Below are 20,137 nucleotides of genomic sequence, written 5' to 3'. Positions count from 1 at the left end.
CCGGAATGACGGATGCACAAGCGGCAGGTCGCGATGAACAAGAACGTGATCCGGCGCAAATCGATCGAGCCCAAATCGGCTGCGGAGGCCGATCATGAGACCCGCGACGGCGGCGTGCAGTCCGTCGACCGTGCGCTCTCCATCCTGGAAACGCTGGCCGAGGACGACGAGGGCTACCGCCTCAGCGATCTGGCGATCCGAACGGGATTGTCGACCTCGACCGTGCATCGCCTGCTCGCGACGCTGGAGAGCCGTCGCTTCGTGCAGTTCGACCGCGCCGAATCCAAATGGCACGTCGGCTCGCGCGCCTTCACGGTCGGCGCGAGCTTTGCGCGGCGGCGTAATTTCTCCGCCCAGGCCATTCCATACTTGCGCAAGCTGCGCGATCTCACCCGCGAGACCGCCAATCTCGCCGTCGTCGACGACGAATTCATCATCGTTCTGACCCGGATGGAGAGCCGCGAGATCATGCGTTCGCTGACCCAGGTCGGCGGCCGTGTCCCTATGGTGACGTCAGGCGTCGGCAAGGCGGTGCTCGCGACCTATTCGGACGAGGACGTCGGCGCCGTCATCCGCCATCACGGCATGCCGCGTCTGACCGGGAAGTCGATCGTGCGGCCGAGCGATCTGTTTAAGGAACTCGAAAAGATCCGCCAGCAGGGTTTTGCGCTGGACGATGAAGAGGCCTGCATGGGCCTGCGCTGCATTGCTGCCGTGGTATACAACGACTGCGCCGAGCCGCTCGCGGCGATTTCCGTCTCCGGCATGACCAGCCGCCTGACCGACGACAGATTGCCGGACGTGGGCCAAATCGTGCGCGACGTCGCCGGTGAGCTGACCGTCGCGCTGGGTGGGGTGATGCCGACGCCCCGCTAAAACGGAGGAATCTGGGCGCTGTCGCTGGACAGCATCGGCCGTTTTGGCTGATATGCGACCAAACGACACAATGCGGCAAACGTCCGCATGAGCCTGGAGAGCGTCCTCATGTTCCAATTTTCCGCGCGCCTTGCCGGCGCAGCCATCGCGCTGACCCTTGCGGCAGCGCCATCCCTTGCCCAGCAGCTCGAGCTCAAGCTGATGGCGCCGGCGGCCCCGGGCGGCGGATGGGACCAGACCGCGCGCTCGATGCAGCAGGCACTGGTGGCCTCCGGTGTGGCGCGCAGCGTGCAGGTCACCAACGTTCCCGGGGCCGGCGGCAGCGTCGGCATCGCCCAGTTCGTCAATGGCGCCAAGGGCGACGGCAACCAGATGATGGTCAACGGCTTCGTCATGGTGGGTGCCCTCGCCATGAACAAGTCGCCGGTGACGCTGGAACAGGTGACGCCGATCGCGCGCCTCACCGAAGAAATTCAGGTGATGGTGGTGCCCGCGAACTCGCCGATCAAGACGGCGCAGGATCTCGCCGCCGCGGTGAAGGCCGACATCGCCAAGGTGACCTTTGCCGGCGGCTCGGCCGGCGGCGTCGACCATGTGATGGCGGCGTTGTTTGCCGGTGCCGTCGGCGCGGATGCGAAGAAGATCAACTATATCCCGTTCTCCGGCGGCGGCGAGTCGCTCGCCGCGATCCTCGGCGGCAAGGTCACCGCGGGTATTTCGGGTCTCAGCGAATATGAAGGGCAGATCAAGTCCGGCAAGCTGCGCGCGATCGGCGTGACCTCGGAGAAGCGCATCGCCGGCAGCGATATCCCGACCTTCAAGGAGCAGGGCATCGACCTCGTGATCGCCAATTGGCGTTCGGTCGTCGCGCCTCCCGGCATCACGCCGGAGCAGCGCAAGACCCTGACCGATGCGGTCGAGAAGATGGTCAAGTCGGATGCCTGGAAGGAGATCCTCAAGCAGAAGGGCTGGGAGGATGCCTATCTCGGGGGCGATGCCTTCGCCGACTTCCTGAAGAAGGAAACCGTGCGTGTCACCGACGTGCTGAAGTCGGTCGGCCTGGTCAAGTCATGACCTCGGGTGATCCCGCCCAGTGGCCGCGGCGCGTCGATCGCGCCGGCGTCGTCATCGCTGCGCTGCTCGCAGGTCTCGCCGCCGTACTGGTCTTTGACGCGCGCGGCCTGTCATCCACCGCGATGTACGGCATGGGGCCGGAGGCGATGCCGGTCGTGATCGCCTGCGGCCTTGGGCTGCTCGCGATCGGCAATTTGATCGACGCGCTGCGCGGGAATCTGCCCGCGCGCGAGAGCGCCGACCCCGTTCCGGTGGTTCTGATCCTGGTCGGCCTGGCCCTGCTGATCGCGATCATCGGCTTTGGTGGCGGCTTCATCCTGGCAACCTCGGCGCTGTTCGTGACGACGTCAGCGGCTTTCGGGCGCCGCGCCATCCTCGTCGACAGCATCATCGCGCTGGTGATGTCGACCCTCATCTATCTCGCGTTCGACCGGCTGTTGACGCTGAGCCTTCCGACCGGACCGCTGGAGCGACTGCTGTGATGGACACTTTTGCGGCGCTGGCCCACGGCATGGCGGTTGCCGTCCAGCCGATGAACCTGCTCTATGCGCTGATCGGCGTGTTCCTTGGTACCGCCGTCGGCGTGCTGCCCGGCATCGGCCCGGCGCTGACGGTCGCGCTGCTGCTGCCTGTCACCTACAAGCTCGACCCCGGCGGCTCGCTGATCATGTTCGCCGGCATCTATTACGGCGGCATGTATGGCGGCTCGACCACCGCGATCCTGATCAACACCCCCGGCGAGAGCGCCTCGATGGCGACCGCGCTCGAAGGCAACAAGATGGCCAAGGCCGGCCGCGGCGGGCCGGCGCTTGCGACCTCCGCGATTGGCTCTTTTGTGGCCGGAACCATCGCCACCATCGGCCTTGCCTTCCTCGCGCCCTGGCTGGTCGATTTCGCCGTACGCTTCGGCCCCGAGGACTATTTCGCGCTGATGTGCGTCGCCTTCGTCACGGTGTCGGCAACCTTCGGCGATTCCCCGATCCGCGGCCTGACCAGCCTGTTCATCGGCCTGACGCTGGGCCTCGTCGGCATCGACAAGCTGACGGGCCAGGCGCGGCTCGCGTTCGGCGTCCCTGAGCTGCTCGACGGCGTCGAGGTGACGACGCTTGCGGTCGGCCTGTTCGCGCTCGGCGAGGCGCTCTACGTCGCATCGCGCCGCCACCACGGCGAGGAGAAGCTCGAGCCGGTGCGCGGCTCGCTGTGGATGACGAAAGAAGACTGGAAGCGCTCGTGGAAGCCGTGGTTGCGCGGCACCATGTTCGGCTTCCCGATCGGCGCGCTGCCCGCGGGCGGCGCGGAGATCCCGACCTTCCTGTCCTATTCGACCGAGAAACGCTTGACGAAGCACCCCGAAGAGTTCGGCAAGGGGGCGATCGAAGGCGTCGCGGGGCCGGAAGCCGCCAACAACGCCTCCGCCGCCGGAACGCTGGTGCCGCTGCTCACGCTCGGGCTGCCGACCTCGGCAACGGCCGCGATGATGCTGGCGGGCTTCCAGCAATATGGCCTCAACCCGGGGCCGCTGCTGTTTGCCGAACGGCCGGACCTGGTATGGGGCCTGATCGCCAGCCTGTTCATCGCCAATTGCATGCTGCTGGTGCTCAATTTGCCGCTGGTCGGCCTGTGGGTGCGGCTGCTTGCGATCCCGCAGCCCTGGCTCTATGCCGGCATCCTCGTGTTCGCGACCATGGGCACCATCGCCGCAAAGCCGTCGGTGGTGGAATTGTCGATGCTGGCCGGCTTCGGCGTGCTCGGCTTTCTGATGCGCCGGTTCGATTTTCCGATCGCGCCGGTCGTGGTCGGCCTGATCCTCGGCCCGATCGCCGAAAGCCAGCTGCGCCGCGCGCTCGCGATCAGTCTCGGCGATCCCATGACGCTGCTGCAGAGCCCGATCTCGGCGACGCTGCTCGGCATCGCACTGCTTGCGCTATTGGCTCCGTTTGTGCTGAAGGGGCTGGGGCGGTTCAAGGCGAACGAGGACTAAAGCGCGATGCGATTAGGATGAATCGTCATCGCGCTCTAGGTTGTTGTTTAAGCATGATCTTTTCGGAAAACCGCTGCGCACTTTTCCGGATCATGCTTTGGCCGTCCTGACGCACTTGTCTTCTCGTGTCGCGTCCATTCGTGGGGAACTGTCATGCCTTCCGAGCTTCGCTCGCCGCGTCTGGCGGTTCTGATCGACGCCGACAATGCCTCCGCCAAGATCGCGGACGGACTGTTCGAGGAGATTGCCAAGATCGGCGAGGCCAGCGTTCGCCGTATCTATGGCGACTTCTCCAACGCACGGTCCAGGGGCTGGGCCGATATCCTGTCGAAGCACGCCATCATCCCGCAGCAGCAGTTCGCCTACACGACCGGGAAGAACGCCTCCGACATCACGCTGGTCATCGACGCGATGGACCTGCTTCACAGCGGCCGGTTCGACGGCTTTTGCCTGGTGTCGTCCGATAGCGACTTCACCCGCCTGGCCGCTCGCATCCGGGAGCAGGGCATCGACGTCTTCGGGTTCGGCGAGCAGAAGACGCCGGAAAGTTTCAGGCAGGCCTGCCGGAGGTTCGTTTACACGGAGAACCTCCTTGCCGGACCGGCGAATACGCAGGACGCCACTTCAAGGTCGGCATCGCTTCAGCCACCCGAAGCGGCCACGCCGATCATCAAGAAGGTGATCACCCAGATGGAGAGCGAGGACGGCTGGGTTACGTTGGGCGAGGTCGGTCGGCAGCTTGCCAATCTCGCGTCCGATTTCGATCCGAGGACGTTCGGCTTCCGCAAGCTGAGCGATCTCGTGCGAAAGACAAATTCCTTCGAGATCGACGAGTCGAAGGGCCGGTCGATGCGAATTCGGGTCAAGGCCACCGCAGCCGCCGCACCGCCGAGAAGGCGGAACCCGCGCAGGTCTTCGAGAGCGGGGACGGCAGGAGGTTCGGCGCCTAAAGCGTAAGCACGGGTGCCGTTTTATTTGAATTGCCGAGCCGGCCTGCGGGCGCAACCATTGCTGGGCTGTTTCCGTCACGCGAGAGCCCCATGACAAAACTCACCCGCTTTGCCGTCGCGCCGCTGCACGGCATGACGCGCCGCCTTGCCGACGTCGCTTCCGCGCGCCTTGCGCCCGATCTCGTCATCACTGGCGCTCGGGTGCTTTCGACCTATTCGGAGCGCATCCACGCGAACCGCGAGGTCTGGATCACCGGCGGCCGCATCGCCGCCGTGAAGCCGGCCGGAACAGCGAAGAAGACTTGGAACGGTGTGCCGCTCTACGACGCCGCCGGCGGCATCGTCGCGCCGGGCCTGGTCGATCCGCACATCCACATCGAATCCTCGATGGTGACGGCCTGCGCCTATGCAGAGGCCGCGCTGCTCAACGGCACCACCACGATCTTCTGCGACAGCCACGAGATCGGCAACGTCATGGATGTCGCCGGCGTCGAGGCGATGCTGGAGGACGCGCGCGAGGCGCCGCTCTCGATTTTCTTGACGGTGCCTTCGACGGTCCCTGCGACATCGGCTGAGCTCGAGACGGCTGGCGGTGATCTCACGCCCGACAAGATCGCGGGTCTGTTCGATCGCTGGCCCGAAGCCGTGGCACTCGGCGAGAAGATGGACTTTGTGCCGGTGACGATGGGCGACGAGCGCAGCCACGCCATCCTCGCGGCCGCGTTGAAGCGGGGACGGCCGGTGTCCGGCCACGTCTACGGCCGCGAATTCGTCGCGGCCTATGCTGCGTCCGGCGTCACCGACACCCACGAAGCGATCGATCGCGACATCGCCGACGATCTGCTCGACGCCGGCGTCTGGGTGTTCCTGCGCGGCGGGCCGCCGACGACGCCCTGGCATTCGCTGCCGCAGGCGATCCGCACCATCACCGAGCTTGGGGCCTCGCACAAGCGCACGGCGGTGTGCACCGATGACCGCGATGCCGACGATCTCCTGCTGTTCGGCCTCGACTGGGTGGTGCGTGAAGCCGTGAAGGCGGGGATGTCGCCGGAGCAGGCGTGGTCGATGGGTTCGCTGCATGGCGCGACGCGCTTCGGCATGGATGGCGACATCGGCGGGCTCGGCGGCGGCCGCCGCGCCGATCTCGTGCTGATGGGTGATGAACTCAAGCCGCAATGCACCTGGTATGGCGGCGAGCTCGTGGTCGAGCATGGCAGGATCACGCCACGTCTCGATCAGGCACTGTCACAGCGCTATCAATATCCGAAGGCGGCCCATGCGACGGTGAAGCTGCCGCAGACGATGAAGCTGACGCCGGAGCTGCCGGCGAAGGCCTGCACCGTCAACGCGATCAAGACCGCGCTGCCCGGCATCACACTGATCCACGAGAAGGTGAAGATCGAGCCCGCAAAGGACTGGCCGTCGCTGTTCGCGCGCTACGGCCTGTGCTTCGTCACCGTCGTCGAGCGCCATGGCAAATCGGCCGGCAATGTCGCCTACGGCCTCTTGAAGGATTTCGGCCTCAAGCGCGGCGCGGTCGCCTCCAGCGTCGGGCACGATAGCCACAACATCATCGTCGCCGGTACCAACGAGCCCGACATGCAGGTCGCCATCGCCGCGATCAAGGCGCGGCAGGGCGGCGTTTGCGTCGTTGCCGACGGCGAGGTGAGGGCGCTGGTCCCGCTGCCGATCGCGGGCCTGCTGTCCGACAAGCGAGTCACCGAGGTGGCCGACGAGGTCAGGGTGTTGAAGAAGGAATGGGCGGAGGCCGGCTGCACCATTCCCTACATGGGCTTCAATTTGATTCCCTTATCGGTCATTCCGGAAATTCGCATCACCGACAAGGGTCTCGTGCTGGTGCCGCAGATGGAGCTGGCGCCGCTGTTCGAGTGAGCCGCTTTCACGCGTTCCTGCATCTAACCGATTGACGTTGCCGCAATTTCTCTGCGGCTGCCGCATCGTGGAAAATAAAATCGATCTCGTTGAGATCGGCTCCTGCGCAACCGATGATCTCGCTCGCTGACTTAAACCAAGCGAGGTCCGATATGGCGAAGATGCGAGCCGTCGATGCAGCCGTCCGTATTCTGGAGAGAGAGGGCATCTCGACCGCCTTCGGGGTTCCCGGGGCCGCGATCAATCCCCTGTACTCGGCGCTGAAGAAGCGCGGCTCGATCCACCATATCCTGGCACGGCACGTCGAGGGCGCTTCGCACATGGCGGAGGGCTATACCCGCGCCAAGTCCGGCAATATCGGCGTCTGCATCGGAACCTCGGGGCCGGCGGGCACCGACATGATCACCGGGCTTTATTCCGCGATCGCCGATTCCATCCCGATCCTCTGCATCACCGGACAGGCGCCGCGGGCGCGGCTCTACAAGGAGGATTTCCAGGCCGTCGACATCGAGTCGATCGCAAAGCCCGTAACGAAATGGGCGGTGACGGTGCGCGAGCCGGCGCTGGTGCCGCGCGTGTTCAGCCAGGCCTTTCATGTGATGCGCTCAGGGAGGCCGGGGCCGGTCCTGATCGACATGCCGCTCGACGTGCAGCTCGCCGAGATCGAGTTCGACGACGAGACCTATGAGCCGCTGCCGGTCTACAAGCCTACCGCCACGCGCAAGCAGGTCGAGAAGGCGCTGGAGATGCTCAACGCCGCCGAGCGGCCGCTGATCGTCGCAGGCGGCGGCATCATCAATGCCGATGCTTCGGACCTGCTGGTGGAATTCGCCGAGATCGCCAACGTGCCCGTGGTCCCGACCCTGATGGGGTGGGGTGCGATCCCCGACGATCACGTGCTGATGGCCGGCATGGTCGGGCTTCAGACCAGCCACCGCTACGGCAACGCCACCATGCTGGAATCCGACTTCGTGCTCGGCATCGGCAATCGCTGGGCCAATCGCCACACCGGCTCGGTCGAGACCTACACCAAGGGCCGCACCTTCGTGCATGTCGATATCGAGCCGACGCAGATCGGGCGGGTGTTCAATCCCGATCTCGGCATCGTCTCGGACGCGAAGGCCGCGCTCCAGCTGTTCGTCACCGTCGCCAAGGAGTGGCGGCGGGCAGGCAGGCTCCGCGAGCGCCAGGCGTGGCCCGCCTCCTGCCGCGATCGCAAGAAGACGATGCTGCGCAAGAGTCATTTTGACAACGTCCCGATCAAGCCGCAGCGCGTCTATGAGGAGATGACCAAGGCCTTTGGTCGCGACATCTGCTACGTCACCGTGATCGGTTTGTCGCAGATCGCCGGCGCGCAATTCCTGAGCGTCTATCGTCCACGCAACTGGATCAATGCGGGACAGGCCGGGCCGCTCGGCTGGACCTTGCCCGCTGCGCTCGGCGTGCGCGCGGCCTGTCCGGATCGCGACATCGTCGCGCTGTCCGGCGATTACGACTTCCAGTTCCTGATCGAGGAGCTCGCGGTCGGCGCGCAGTTCAATCTGCCCTACATCCACGTCGTCGTGAACAATTCCTATCTCGGCCTGATCCGCCAGGCCCAGCGCGGCTTCGAGATGGACTATCACGTCCAGCTCTCCTTCGAGAACATCAACGCGCCCGAGATCGGCGTCTACGGCGTCGACCATGTCGCGGTCGCCGAAGGCCTCGGCTGCAAGGCGATCCGCGTCACCGATCCGAAGGACGCGCAGGCTGCGTTCGCGACCGCGCGCGAATTGATGGCGAAGCACCGGGTGCCCGTGGTGGTCGAGTTCATCCTCGAGCGCGTGACCAACATCGCCATGGGTACGGAGATCGACAACATCGTCGAGTTCGAGGAGGTGCTGGACCTGCCGCTCGATGAAGTCGGGACCAAACGGCCCGGCGTGCTGCAGCCGGCGGAATAGGGGAGAGCATCATGCCGAAATTCGCCGCCAACCTCACCATGCTGTTCAACGAGATGCCGTTTCTCGACCGCTTCGCGGCGGCGAAGGCGGCGGGATTTTCCGGGGTCGAATATCTCTTTCCCTATGATTTCGACAAGGCGCAGCTGCGCGAGCAGCTCGAGGCCCATGGCCTGACGCAGGTGCTGCATAATCTGCCGGCCGGAAACTGGGCAGGCGGCGAGCGCGGCATCGCGATCCTGCCCAATCGCACCGCCGAATTCCGTGACGGCGTGTTCCGCGCCATCGACTATGCCAAGGCGCTCGATTGCGATCAGCTCAACTGCCTCGTCGGTATTGCGCCCACTGAGGCCGATCCGCGCGAGCTGAACGAGACGCTGGTCGGAAATTTGCGCTTTGCCGCCTCGACGCTGGCACGCGAAAACATCAAGCTGCTGGTCGAGCCGATCAACACGCTCGACATTCCCGGCTTCTTCCTCAACGGCACCGAGCAGGCGGTGCAGCTGATCTCGGAGGTGCGGTCGAGCAATCTGTTCGTCCAGTACGACATCTATCACATGCAGATCATGGAGGGCGATCTCGCCCGCACCATGCAGGAATATCTGCCTGAGATCGCCCATATCCAGCTCGCCGACAATCCCGGCCGGCACGAGCCGGGCACCGGAGAGATCAACTATCCCTTCCTGTTCCGCCATCTCGACGCGATCGGCTATCGCGGCTGGATCGGCTGCGAATACAAGCCGCGCACCACGACGCTGGAAGGGCTTTCGTGGCACGCCGCACAGACGTTTGAGACGTAGAGGATATCGAGGCCACAGCGACGGTGCACTCCCTCTCCCGCTTGCGGGAGAGGGTTGGGAGAGGGGTGCTTCCGCAATGGGATTCGCGGTGCGGTGAAGATCCCCAAGCGGATAGAGCCCTCACCCGGCGCGCGGGACGATGCTTCGCATCGCCCGGACGCGCCGACCTCTCCCGCAAGCGGGAGAGGTGCGCCGAGCCAGCGGACGAATCTTGCATTTGCAACTGAGGAAAGCTTGACATGATCGACATCGGCTTCATCGGACTTGGCACCATGGGACGGCCGATGGCCGGCCATCTCCTGGCCGCGGGCCATCGTGTTCTGCTGCATGACGTCGCGCCCGTTACGCCGGAGCTGATCGCGGCTGGCGGCACTCCCTGCAAATCCGGCAAAGAGATCGCGGAGGAGGCGGATGCGGTCATCATCATGGTGCCTGATACCCCGCATGTCGAGGCCGTGCTGTTCGGCAAGGACGGGGTCGCGAGCGGGATTTCCAAGGGCAAGATCGTCGTGGACATGAGCTCGATCTCGCCGCTGGCGACGAAGGAATTTGCGAAGAGGATCGAGGCGCTGGGTGCGGACTATCTCGACGCGCCGGTGTCGGGCGGCGAGGTCGGGGCCAAGGCAGCGAGCCTCACCATCATGGTCGGCGGCCCGGAGCGGGCCTTCGGCACCATGAAGCCGGTCTTCGACAAGATGGGCAAGAACGTCACCCGCGTCGGCGCCAATGGCGACGGGCAGACGACCAAGGTCGCCAACCAGATCATCGTCGCGCTGACGATCGAGGCGGTGAGCGAGGCGCTGTTGTTTGCGTCGAAGGCCGGCGCCGATCCGGCGCTGGTGCGGCAGGCGCTGATGGGCGGCTTTGCTTCCTCACGCATTCTCGAGGTTCACGGCGAGCGGATGGTGAAGCGCAATTTCGATCCCGGCTTCCGCATCGAGCTGCACCAGAAGGATCTCAATCTCGCGCTCGAAGGTGCGCGCTCGCTTGGGCTGTCGCTGCCGAGCACGGCGGTGGCGCAGCAATTGTTCTCGGCCTGCACCGCCCATGGCGGCAAGGGCTGGGATCATTCGGCGATGGTGCGGGCGCTGGAACTGATGGCGGGCCACGAGATCGCTGCCGCCTGAACTGTTACGCCGTAACAGTCTCCGGATCTGGGTGTGTCTTTCGCCGCGGGGAACCGGAACAACGGTCCGGCCCCGCGGTTGAAGGCGAATAGCAATCACTGGAGGCTAAAGAACATGAAGACCCGTCTTGCGATTACGTTGGCTGCCGCATCGTTGCTGGCCTCGAGCGCAGCCTTTGCCCAGTCGACGACCGAACAAGGCGCCAGGGACGGCGCGCGTGCAGGTGGCGACATCGGCGGACCGATCGGCGCAATGGTTGGCGGCACCGTCGGTGCAGCTGTCGGCGCCGGCCTCGAAATTCCGAATGCGGTGCTGGGCGGAATCCCGCGCAGCGATTCCGTGGTGATCCAGGAGCGCGTCGTGGTCGGGGAGCCGCTGCCGTCGACCGTGGTGCTCCGCCCCGTGCCGAACTACACCGAGTATCGCTATGCGGTCGTGAACGACCGCCGCGTGATCGTCGAGCCGCGTACGCGCCGCGTCGTCAAGATCCTCGACTGACCGGTGGCAATCCTTAAGCGTTGAGAGGATGGGCCCTGCGGAGTGTCACTCCGCGGGGCCTTCGCTTGTTGCGACAGGCCCTGCGCGAAAGCGCGTGAGCAGCCAATCGACCGCGGCCGCGAGCGCAAAGCCGATGCAGGCGGTGAGCGCGTCGACCAGAAAATCCTCCAGCCGGGCGTGGCGCCCGGGTGCCCAAGATTGCATCAGCTCGAGCACGCCGATCAGGACCACAGCGGCCGCCGCGATCAGCAGGCGCCGGCGCGGATAGGCGAAGCCGAAGGCCAGCCCCACCAGCATGAATGCGAGTGCATGTTCGCCGTCTTGGCCGAGGTCGGAATGAGGCCGCAGTCCGGGGGGACCGAGTGTGGCGAGAGTCACGGCCGCCGCGAGCAGCCAGGCAAATGAACGAACCAAAATGGACATGTGCTCCGCTTAGCACACATTCCCGGGGGCCGGTACAGTCCCTCCATCAGATCGCCGTGTAGTTAATGACAAAACCTCAAAGTGGCTCGCGCACGCCGAGCCCGTGCATGAAGCGCTCCCGTATCTGCACGGGGTCACGCCTCGTGGTGCCGACCCCGGGCTTGTCGTCGATCCGGACGGCGATCAGGTGCGGCTCGGCTGCGGACATGGCCGCGTCGACCAGTCGTTCGAAATCCTCCTCGTCCGCGGCCCAGGCGCTGTTGGAAAGGCCGCAGCCGGTGGCGATGGCCACGATGTCGGCGACGCTTGCCGCAGGTGTCGGCTGGGCGCCCGTAATTTGGTAGATGCCGTTGTCCATCACGATCATGACGAGGTTCTTCGGCCTCAGGCTCGCAATCGTCGAGAGCGCGCCGAGCTGCATCAACAGCGAGCCGTCGCCTTCGAGCGCGAAGACGCGCCGATCCGGTTGCGCCAGCGCCACGCCCAGCGCGATCGGGAAGGCGAGCCCCATGCTGCCCAGCATGTAGAAATTCTGCGGGCGGTGGCCGGCGGCCCAGAGGTCGAAATTGGTGTTGCCGATGCCGCCGATCACGGCTTCCTCGTGCTTGAGCTTTGCGATCAGCCGCGAGGTCACGTCGAAGCGGTTCATGACCTTGGTGTTGCGCGTATTCATGACGGCGCTCACTTGTCGAAAACCTTGCCGCCGGTGAGCAGCGGGTTGAGGATCAGCGCCACCGGCGCCTGCGTGGTGACGGCCTGCTTGATCGAGCGGTCGACGATGAATTCGAGCTCGTCGAGCCGGGTGATGGTGTGATGCTCGAGCGCCAATGAGTCCAGCACCGGGCGCATGGTGCGGCAGACCAGCGATTGCCCGTAATTGAACTCGCCGAGCGTGCCGCGCTCGGACACGAACATGATCAGGGGGATCTGGTAAGGCACCGCGAGCGAGGCCAGCACGTTGGCCAGCGTCGCAAAGCCGGAGGTCTGCATCAGCACCGCGCCGCGCCGGCCGCCCATCCAGGCGCCCGAAACGATCCCGACCGCCTCTTCTTCGCGCGCGGTGGCGAAGGTGGTGAAGAACGGATCGGCGTGCAGATTCTTGATCAGCGGGGTCAGCACGCGGTCGGGCACGTAGGGGACGAGGCTGATCTCGTTTCGTTTCAGGGTTTGCAGGACGATGCCGTGCCAGCTCCTGTCGCTGGACCCCTGTCCCGCCTGGGGCGACGTCCGCTGCTCCGCAATCGCCATTGCGTTCTCCCTCGCGCCGCGCATGCTTCTTGGTCTTCGCCATTGCCATTGCGTTGGCCGTCGCGGCAGTCTGCCGAACTTGACGGAGCGGGCGGGATTGTCAACATGTCCAGGCCGGCACCGTGATCTGCGCCAGACCGCCTGCCGTGGCCGGCACCGCCGTGTCATAAGCGGCGACAATTTGAAAACTGGAGGGAGCCAGGGACGGGCGCGCATCGCCCTGACCTCGCTGCGCCCTTCTAGAGAGCCGGAAGCGTCATGATGTCGGTCAACAATAAGCGCGTCTTCTACGTCAAATACCTGGCCAATCCGATCTATATCGACATCCTGAAGGCGCGGCCCGACGTCCGGCTCGACCGTATCGAGAACGAGAGTCCCGAAGACCTCTACGCGCCGATCCTGCGCGCGGCCCATGTCTACCAGGTCGGCGCCGCCCGCGACGAGCTCGCCCCGCATTTTCATGTCGATGCCGCCTTCCTGAAGCGCACCCCGAACCTGCTGCTTGTCTCCAGCAACGGCGCGGGCTTCGATCCGGTCGACGTCGGGGCCTGCACCGATGCGGGGGTGCTGGTCGTCAATCAGTCGGGCGGCAATGCCCATTCGGTTGCCGAGCACGCGCTGGCGATGATGCTGACGCTGTCCAAGCGCATCATCCAGTCGGATCGCCGCCTGCGCCGCGAGCGCGACGTCAACCGCAACGAGCTCATCGGCAACGAGGTCGAGCACAAGACCGTCGGCATCATCGGCCTTGGCAATGTCGGCCGCCGCATCGCCGCACTGTGCAAGGGCCTGCTCGGCATGAAGGTGCTGGCCTACGACCCGTATCTCTCGGCCGAGGTGATGGCCGAACGGGGCGGAGAGAAAGTCGAGCTCGACGAACTGCTGCGCCGCGCCGATTTCGTCTCGATTTCCTGTCCGCTCGACAAGGGCAGTCGCAACATGATCAGCACGCGCGAGTTTGCGCTGATGCAGCCGCATGCCTACTTCATCACCACGGCGCGCGGCTTCATCCACGACGAGGATGCGCTGCTCCAGGCGCTGCGCGACAAGCGCATCGCCGGTGCAGGTCTCGACGTTTGGTCCAAGGAGCCCCCGCCGCCGGAGCATCCGCTGCTTCAGTTCGACAACGTGCTCGCAAGCCCCCATACCGCGGGGGTGACGATCGAGGCGCGCCGGAACATGGGCCGGATCGCGGCCGAGCAGGTGCTGGACACGCTCGACGGCAAGCGCCCGCCGCGCATCATCAATCCCGAGGTCTGGCCGGTCTATGCGGAGCGCTTCAAGCAGGCTTTCGGCGTGACGCCGGCGTAGGGACAGCCACATTGCCGTTCCGGGAAGGATACGCGGCGGGGAATCGCCGCCCGACCTTGATCCGCGTCAAAATCTCGTTTTCCGGCCCGGCCTAAATGGGATTAGAGTGCTGTCGGGGCAGCAGGGAGGTCCCATGTCAACCTATGTCGTCAAGTTCATGAAGAACGTGCTCGGTGAGTACGGCCGGCAGAGCGAGATTTGCCAGGGCACGCTGGAAATCGACGCCGCCGACGAGAACGAGGCCAGGGAGCAGGCGAAAGCGAGATTCTGCAAGGATCAGGCACTGCATCACTGGTCGCTGCATGCCGACCGCATCCATGTGAAACCGGCCGACTTTCCGTCGTGAGGCCCGTCGCCTGCGCGAGGGTGCGTTTGACATAGTGGTTTGGGCAGCGGTCGACGCGGCTACCGCTTCGCCTCGCCGAACACCACCGTCGGCACCGCGCGGTTGACGATTTCGCGCAAGGCAAAGCTCGATTGCACGCGCGCAACGCGCGGCAGCCGGGACAGCTCGGTCCGGTGAATGCGCTCGAAATCCTGGATGTCGCGGGCCAGCACGATGAGGATGTAATCGTCGGTGCCCGACATCAGGAAGCAGCGCACGACGGAGGGGCATTTCACCACCTCCGCCTCGAAGGCCTTCAGCGCATCGTCGCTCTGGCTCTCCAGCGCGATGCGAACCAGCACGGTGGTGGTGAGGCCGAACTGGGCGAGGTCGAGCGTGGCCTGATAGGCCTGGATGTAGCCCTCGTCTTCAAGCGTCTTCTGTCGCCGTGCCAGCGCCGTGCTCGACAGCCCGATCTTGCTCGCGAGTTCGGCATGACTGGCGCGCGCATTGGTCGTGAGTTCCGCGAGGATCGCGAGGTCTTTCCGGTCGAGGGCCAAGGTTTCGTTTCCAGCGTGAAAGAGCATTTCGGCGCCGGAAACCGGCGCGAGCCCGTTCAAACTAGCGGATATTTGCACGAAACCAAACCGGCCCCGTCGCTACGATGAAGCGCGGAATCAATGCATTGGCACAGGAGCTCAAGATGCGCGTCGGCGTTCCCAAGGAGATCAAGGTGCAGGAATATCGCGTCGGGCTCACCCCGGGCGCCGTCCGTGAATATGTCGCGGCCGGTCATCAGGTTGCGGTCGAGACCGGCGCCGGCGCCGGCATCGGCGCATCCGACGATGTGTATCGGCGGGCAGGGGCCACTATCGCCGACAGCGCCCACGACATCTTTGCCAGGTCCGACATGATCGTGAAGGTGAAGGAGCCGCAGAAGAGCGAGTGGGCCCAGCTCCGGGAAGGCCAGCTTCTATTTACTTATCTTCATCTTGCGCCGGATCCGGAACAGGCCAAGGGCCTGCTTGCCTCCAGCTGCACCGCGATCGCCTATGAAACCGTCACGGACGCGCGCGGTAACCTCCCGCTGCTCGCGCCGATGAGCGAAGTCGCCGGCCGCCTCGCCATCGAGGCCGCCGGCGCCGCGCTCAAGCGATCGGCCGGCGGCCGCGGCCTGCTGCTGGGTGGCGTGCCCGGCGTGCAGCCGGCGCGCGTCGTCGTGCTCGGCGGCGGCGTGGTTGGCACCCAGGCGGCCCGCATGGCCGCGGGTCTCGGAGCCGAGGTCACCGTGATCGACCGCTCGATCCCGCGCCTGCGCGAACTCGACGATCTCTTTGCCGGACGTCTGCGCACCCGCTTCTCGACCATCGAGTCGGTCGAGGAGGAGGTGTTTGCCGCCGACGTCGTGATCGGCGCGGTGCTGGTGCCGGGCGCCAGCGCGCCGAAGCTGGTCACGCGCGCGATGCTGAAATCGATGCGGCCGGGCGCCGTCCTGGTCGACGTCGCGATCGACCAGGGTGGCTGCTTCGAGACTTCGCATCCGACCACCCATACCGATCCGACCTATGAGGTGGACGGCGTCGTGCACTATTGCGTCGCCAACATGCCAGGCGCGGTGCCGGTGACGTCGAGCCAAGCCCTGAACAACGCGACGTTGCCGTTCGGCCTGATGCTGGCGAACAAGGGTTTTGCGGCGGTGCTGGAAAACCCGCATTTGCGCAACGGACTCAATGTGCATCGGGGTCGCATCACCAACAAGGCGGTGGCGGAAAGCCTCGGGCTGGACTTTGGTCCTGTGGAGAGCGGGTTGGCGGCGTAGCTGCGTGCCCTCTCCCGCTTGCGGGAGAGGGTAGGGGAGAGGGTGTCTCCGCAGTGGGATTGTCGCCGCGATGCCGAGGAAGTCCCCTAGAGGAGAAAGCCCTCTCCCGGCGTTTCGCGCCGACCCGCAAGCGGGAGAGGTTGCAGCGGTGCTGGGGCTTCATATCACCCCAACACTGACGCCTTCGTCAGCCTGTACTGCCGCAGATCCGGATCGTGCGTCATGCGCCAATAATCGACGAACCGCCATGGCATCGCCGAGAACACGCGGCCGCTCGCATTGCGGTAATAGGTGCTCATGCCCGGATGGGTCCAGATCATCGCCTCGTGCTCGGCGTCGACCTTGCGGACATAGTCGTCGAGCACGTCCTGGCGGACGTCGATCGCCGTGACGTCTTGCTCGATCATGTCGACCAGGCACGCCGCGATGTAGCGGCTCTGGCATTCCGACTGGAAGATGACGCTGCCGCCATGGGCCGGGCCGGAGTTGGGGCCGAGCATGCAGAAGAAGTTCGGAAAGCCGGGCACGGTGAGGCCGAGAAACGCAGTCGGATTGTCGTTGGCCCAGGCCTGCCGCAAATCCTTGCCGTCGCGACCGCTGATGTTGAGACGGGCCGCCATTTCCGTCACCTTGAAACCGGTCGCCACCACGATGATGTCGGCGGGACGGTGCTTGCCGTCTGCGGTGACGATGCCCGTCTCGTCGAAACGGTCGATCGCATCCGTGACCAGCTCGACATTGTCCCGCCGCAAGGTCTTGAACCAATTGTTGTCAAGCAGGATGCGCTTGCCGTAGGGCGGATAGGTCGGCACGCATTTCTCGATCAGGTCCGGCCGGCCCTGTAGCTCCGACAAGATGAAGTCCGTCAGCTCCTGGCGGTGCCGGTCGTTGCCTTTGTTGACGGCGCGCTCGGGATGCGGCCAGGCCGGATCCTTGCGCAGGAAAGGCAAGAGACCGTCGCCGTAGCGCCAGAACATGTTGAAGCGATACCACTGCACATAGAACGGCAGATGCGCCAGCAGCCAGCGCGCGCCCGCGCTGATCGGATCGGCATAGCCCTTCACCGGCCGCGCCCATTGCGCGCTGCGCTGATAGACCGTGACCGAGGCGACGCGGCCCGCGATCGACGGCACCAGCTGCATCGAGGTTGCACCGGTGCCGATCACGGCGACATGCTTGCGATCGACGTTGATATCGTTTGACCACAGCGCCGAATGCAGGATCGTTCCCTTGAAGTCCTCCTCGCCTTTGAAGCGGGCGCGGGAGGGATCGTTGAGCTGGCCGATCGCGCTGACCAGCGCGGTGGATTCGAAGGTCTGTTCGCCGTCCTTGGTTCTCAGCGTCGAGATCCAGCGCCGCCGGCTTTCATCCCAGCGCGACGAGGTCAGCTCGGTGCTGACGCGCAGATGCTTGCGGATGCCGTGTTCGTCCGCGACCTTCTGGAGATAGCCAAGCAACTCCTCGCGCTGGCAGAAGTAGCGGGTCCACGCATTGCCTGAGCCGAACGAATAGGAATAGGAATGGTTCGGCGTGTCGACGCCGCAGCCGGGATAGCGGTTGATCCACCAGGTGCCGCCAAGCTCGGCGTTCTTCTCGACGATGGTATAGGGGATGCCGAGATGACCGAGTGCGACGCCAAGCGCAATGGCGCAGACGCCGGCGCCCACAATCAGCACATGCTGGCCGGCGAGCTTGTCGTCCGGCGGTGGCTTGGTCCAGCGCGCCTCACGTGAGACAAAGCCCATCTCCTCGCGCATCAGGGGCGCGTATTCCGGCGCGACGTTCTCGCCGAGACAGACGCGCATCATCCTCAGCAGCAGCTCCTCGCCGGGATCGGCGATGACGGGCTCGGGCGTGCCATTGGCGAACAGCTCGACCACCGCGGCGCGGATCTCGTCCTGGATGTCCCGGGGCACGCCGGCCTCGGGATCGGGGATGAGGCGGATATCGCGCCTCGGCAGGTACGGCGGCGCGAGCCATTTCTCGTCGCCGGTCATGTGCACCAGCACCATTAGCAGGCACCGAATGTCGCCTTCTGCGATGGTCGAGGCAAGGTCGAGCCTGTGCGGAGGGGCGATGTTCATGGCGTGTCCTGGTCTCCGGACGGACTGCCGGATCTATGAGCCGAAGGGCAACGAGAGATTCGCCGGCGCTATCTGACCCTGTCGCTGGAACTCCGGTGTCCAGATAGGCCCGGAGAAGAAAACTATCGCTGCGACTCGGCTGCAAGGAAGGAGTTTCCCCACCGGAAGGCAAAAAAGCCAATCGCTTCCATTGCCGTTTGGGGCCGAAACGACGACATTTCCACCAGGAATTGATGGATCGGCAGCTATGGAACGCACCGGATTTGAGCCCTTCGGCGAGCAGTTGGTGTCCGCGACGGACACCCAGCCGCGGTCGCGTGCGTCAAAGATGCTGCTGCGGGTTGGCACTGGTCTGTTCTGGTCGCTGGTGGCCGGCATCGTGCTGGCGCGCGCGGCCTTCTTCGAGCCGGGCATCTATGACGGCTTCAGCCGGGTCGCCGCGCTCGCCAAGAATCTGATCTTCTAAGGCTGCCTGATCTTCCGACGGTCGAATATTCCGGTCTGAGGACAGAACTTCCCTCGGCCCTGATATGTCGAAAACTTATTCCCCATCGAGCTGACGCTGCGTATAAATATTTCTCCTCGGGGAGAGATTTGTGTCGCAGAATCAAGCATCCAGCCCGGCCGGTGCCAAGCCGGCCAGCGCCGCAAGCCGCATCGCGGCGCTGATTCCGGGTATCCTCCTCTGCGTTGCCGTCGCTGGTGTTTCGGCCCTGCTGGAGCGGGCGGAATTGGGCGTTTTCGAGCATCCCTATGTCGAAGCGCTGGTGATGGCGATTCTGCTCGGCATGGCGCTTCGCAGCTTCTGGAAGCCTGCGCCGCGCTGGCAGGCCGGCATCGCCTTCAGCGCCAAACAGCTGCTTGAAGTCGCGGTGATGCTGCTGGGCGCCTCCATCAGCTTCGCCGCCATCGCTGCCTCCGGCGTCGCGCTGCTGGCCTCGATCGCCGCGGTCGTCGTGGTCGCGCTCTGCGCCTCCTTCGGCCTCAGCCGGCTGCTCGGCCTGTCGACGCGGCTGTCGATCCTGATCGCCTGCGGCAACTCGATCTGCGGCAATTCCGCGATCGCGGCGGTGGCGCCGATCATCGGCGCCAGCAATGACGAGATCGCATCATCGATCTCCTTCACCGCCATCCTCGGCGTGATGATGGTGCTCGGCCTGCCGCTGTTGATCCCGTTGCTGCAATTGTCCGCCACGCAATACGGCATCCTCGCAGGCCTCACCGTCTATGCGGTGCCGCAAGTGCTGGCCGCGACGGTCCCGGCCGGCCTCGTCTCGACGCAGATCGGCACGCTCGTGAAACTGATGCGCGTCCTGATGCTCGGACCGGTGGTCGTCGGCCTGTCGCTGGTCGCCTCGCGCTGGCAGAGCGGCGCCAAGAAGGCCAATGTCGGCTTCTTCCGCCTGGTGCCCTGGTTCATCCTCGGCTTCCTCGCGCTCGCGACCCTGCGCTCCCTCGAGATCGTTCCGCCCACGGTGGTCGGCCCGGTGACGAAGATCACGAGCTTTCTCACCGTGGTGTCGATGGCCGCGCTCGGGCTCGGCGTCGACGTCCGCGTGCTTGCCAATGTCGGGGGACGGGTGACCGCAGCCGTGACGCTGTCGCTGATGCTGCTGCTCGGCATCAGCATCGCGCTGGTGCATTGGTTCAAGTGATCAGGGCAAACCTGCCGTAGGGTGGGCAAAGGCGTGAAGCGCCGTGCCCACGATCTCTCCAGTATGGCGACAGGTGGTGGGCACGCTTCGCTTTGCCCACCCTACGAGACCGTCATCGCCGCGAACGGGATGG

General features: G+C 65.1%; 20 protein-coding genes. 15 read left to right on the top strand and 5 right to left on the bottom strand.

Annotation, left to right across the window (positions count from 1 at the left end):
• Positions 1–33 precede the first annotated feature (33 nt).
• From E4K64_RS14410 to E4K64_RS14365, 10 genes are all read left to right on the top strand, one after another.
• A complete protein-coding gene (locus E4K64_RS14410; protein WP_167772016.1) occupies positions 34–876 on the top strand; it encodes an IclR family transcriptional regulator in 843 nt (280 codons plus the stop codon).
• A 108-nt stretch (positions 877–984) separates the two neighbouring features.
• A complete protein-coding gene (locus tag E4K64_RS14405; RefSeq protein ID WP_135164113.1) occupies positions 985–1,950 on the top strand; it encodes a Bug family tripartite tricarboxylate transporter substrate binding protein in 966 nt (321 codons plus the stop codon).
• Positions 1,947–2,432, top strand: a complete 486-nt coding sequence (locus tag E4K64_RS14400) for a tripartite tricarboxylate transporter TctB family protein (RefSeq protein ID WP_135164112.1) — start codon at positions 1,947–1,949, stop codon at positions 2,430–2,432. The genes E4K64_RS14405 and E4K64_RS14400 overlap by 4 nt, the downstream gene beginning before the upstream one ends.
• Positions 2,432–3,931, top strand: a complete 1,500-nt coding sequence (locus E4K64_RS14395; protein ID WP_135164111.1) for a tripartite tricarboxylate transporter permease — start codon at positions 2,432–2,434, stop codon at positions 3,929–3,931. Before E4K64_RS14400 ends, E4K64_RS14395 begins: the two co-directional genes overlap by 1 nt.
• A gap of 153 nt (positions 3,932–4,084) precedes the next feature.
• Complete coding sequence (locus tag E4K64_RS14390) at positions 4,085–4,888, top strand: NYN domain-containing protein (RefSeq protein ID WP_135164110.1); 804 nt, start codon at positions 4,085–4,087, stop codon at positions 4,886–4,888.
• An 83-nt stretch (positions 4,889–4,971) separates the two neighbouring features.
• Positions 4,972–6,774, top strand: coding sequence for an adenine deaminase C-terminal domain-containing protein (locus tag E4K64_RS14385; RefSeq protein WP_135164109.1), 1,803 nt, complete (start codon positions 4,972–4,974; stop codon positions 6,772–6,774).
• Positions 6,775–6,926: 152 nt separating this feature from the next.
• A complete protein-coding gene (gene gcl, locus E4K64_RS14380) occupies positions 6,927–8,717 on the top strand; it encodes a glyoxylate carboligase (RefSeq protein ID WP_135164108.1) in 1,791 nt (596 codons plus the stop codon).
• Between the two features lie 11 nt (positions 8,718–8,728).
• Positions 8,729–9,514: a hydroxypyruvate isomerase gene (hyi, locus tag E4K64_RS14375; RefSeq protein ID WP_135164107.1), complete on the top strand. Its 786-nt coding sequence runs from the start codon at positions 8,729–8,731 to the stop codon at positions 9,512–9,514.
• Positions 9,515–9,753: 239 nt separating this feature from the next.
• Entirely contained in the window at positions 9,754–10,641 is an 888-nt protein-coding gene (locus E4K64_RS14370; protein WP_135164106.1) for a 2-hydroxy-3-oxopropionate reductase, read from the top strand.
• A 114-nt stretch (positions 10,642–10,755) separates the two neighbouring features.
• The gene (locus tag E4K64_RS14365) at positions 10,756–11,139 is read left to right on the top strand and encodes a DUF1236 domain-containing protein (RefSeq protein WP_135164105.1); all 384 of its coding nucleotides are present in this window, start codon (positions 10,756–10,758) and stop codon (positions 11,137–11,139) included.
• Between the two features lie 45 nt (positions 11,140–11,184).
• Here E4K64_RS14365 and E4K64_RS14360 read toward each other — a convergent pair whose 3' ends face one another.
• From E4K64_RS14360 to E4K64_RS14350, 3 genes are all read right to left on the bottom strand, one after another.
• On the bottom strand, positions 11,185–11,562 hold the full coding sequence (locus E4K64_RS14360) for a VanZ family protein (protein ID WP_135164104.1): 378 nt from the start codon (positions 11,560–11,562) through the stop codon (positions 11,185–11,187).
• 76 nt (positions 11,563–11,638) lie between these two features.
• Positions 11,639–12,235 (bottom strand): thiamine pyrophosphate-dependent enzyme, encoded by a 597-nt coding sequence (locus tag E4K64_RS14355; RefSeq protein WP_167772004.1) that lies wholly within the window; start codon positions 12,233–12,235, stop codon positions 11,639–11,641.
• A gap of 8 nt (positions 12,236–12,243) precedes the next feature.
• Positions 12,244–12,810 (bottom strand): thiamine pyrophosphate-binding protein, encoded by a 567-nt coding sequence (locus tag E4K64_RS14350; protein ID WP_167772003.1) that lies wholly within the window; start codon positions 12,808–12,810, stop codon positions 12,244–12,246.
• Positions 12,811–13,071: 261 nt separating this feature from the next.
• Here E4K64_RS14350 and E4K64_RS14345 point away from each other — a divergent pair, with 261 nt between their 5' ends.
• Positions 13,072–14,121 (top strand): hydroxyacid dehydrogenase, encoded by a 1,050-nt coding sequence (locus E4K64_RS14345; RefSeq protein ID WP_135164101.1) that lies wholly within the window; start codon positions 13,072–13,074, stop codon positions 14,119–14,121.
• Between the two features lie 133 nt (positions 14,122–14,254).
• Positions 14,255–14,467 carry a hypothetical protein gene (locus E4K64_RS14340; RefSeq protein WP_126256049.1) on the top strand — a complete coding sequence of 71 codons (213 nt, stop codon included), beginning with the start codon at positions 14,255–14,257 and terminating at the stop codon, positions 14,465–14,467.
• Between the two features lie 59 nt (positions 14,468–14,526).
• On the opposite strand, the gene E4K64_RS14335 is transcribed toward E4K64_RS14340, so the two are convergent.
• Positions 14,527–15,006: an Lrp/AsnC family transcriptional regulator gene (locus tag E4K64_RS14335; RefSeq protein ID WP_167772002.1), complete on the bottom strand. Its 480-nt coding sequence runs from the start codon at positions 15,004–15,006 to the stop codon at positions 14,527–14,529.
• Between the two features lie 143 nt (positions 15,007–15,149).
• On the opposite strand from E4K64_RS14335, the gene ald reads away from it, so the two are divergent.
• Positions 15,150–16,265 carry an alanine dehydrogenase gene (gene ald, locus E4K64_RS14330; protein WP_135164099.1) on the top strand — a complete coding sequence of 372 codons (1,116 nt, stop codon included), beginning with the start codon at positions 15,150–15,152 and terminating at the stop codon, positions 16,263–16,265.
• Between the two features lie 164 nt (positions 16,266–16,429).
• Here ald and E4K64_RS14325 read toward each other — a convergent pair whose 3' ends face one another.
• Complete coding sequence (locus tag E4K64_RS14325) at positions 16,430–18,349, bottom strand: flavin-containing monooxygenase (protein WP_135164098.1); 1,920 nt, start codon at positions 18,347–18,349, stop codon at positions 16,430–16,432.
• Positions 18,350–18,596: 247 nt separating this feature from the next.
• Here E4K64_RS14325 and E4K64_RS14320 point away from each other — a divergent pair, with 247 nt between their 5' ends.
• Entirely contained in the window at positions 18,597–18,815 is a 219-nt protein-coding gene (locus tag E4K64_RS14320) for a hypothetical protein (RefSeq protein WP_135164097.1), read from the top strand.
• 130 nt (positions 18,816–18,945) lie between these two features.
• Complete coding sequence (locus tag E4K64_RS14315; protein WP_135164096.1) at positions 18,946–20,004, top strand: YeiH family protein; 1,059 nt, start codon at positions 18,946–18,948, stop codon at positions 20,002–20,004.
• Positions 20,005–20,137: the final 133 nt, after the last annotated feature.

This window comes from Bradyrhizobium frederickii (assembly GCF_004570865.1).
In the GTDB taxonomy this organism is placed as follows: Bacteria; Pseudomonadota; Alphaproteobacteria; order Rhizobiales; family Xanthobacteraceae; genus Bradyrhizobium; species Bradyrhizobium frederickii.
This window is presented reverse-complemented; position numbering and strand designations above follow the sequence as displayed.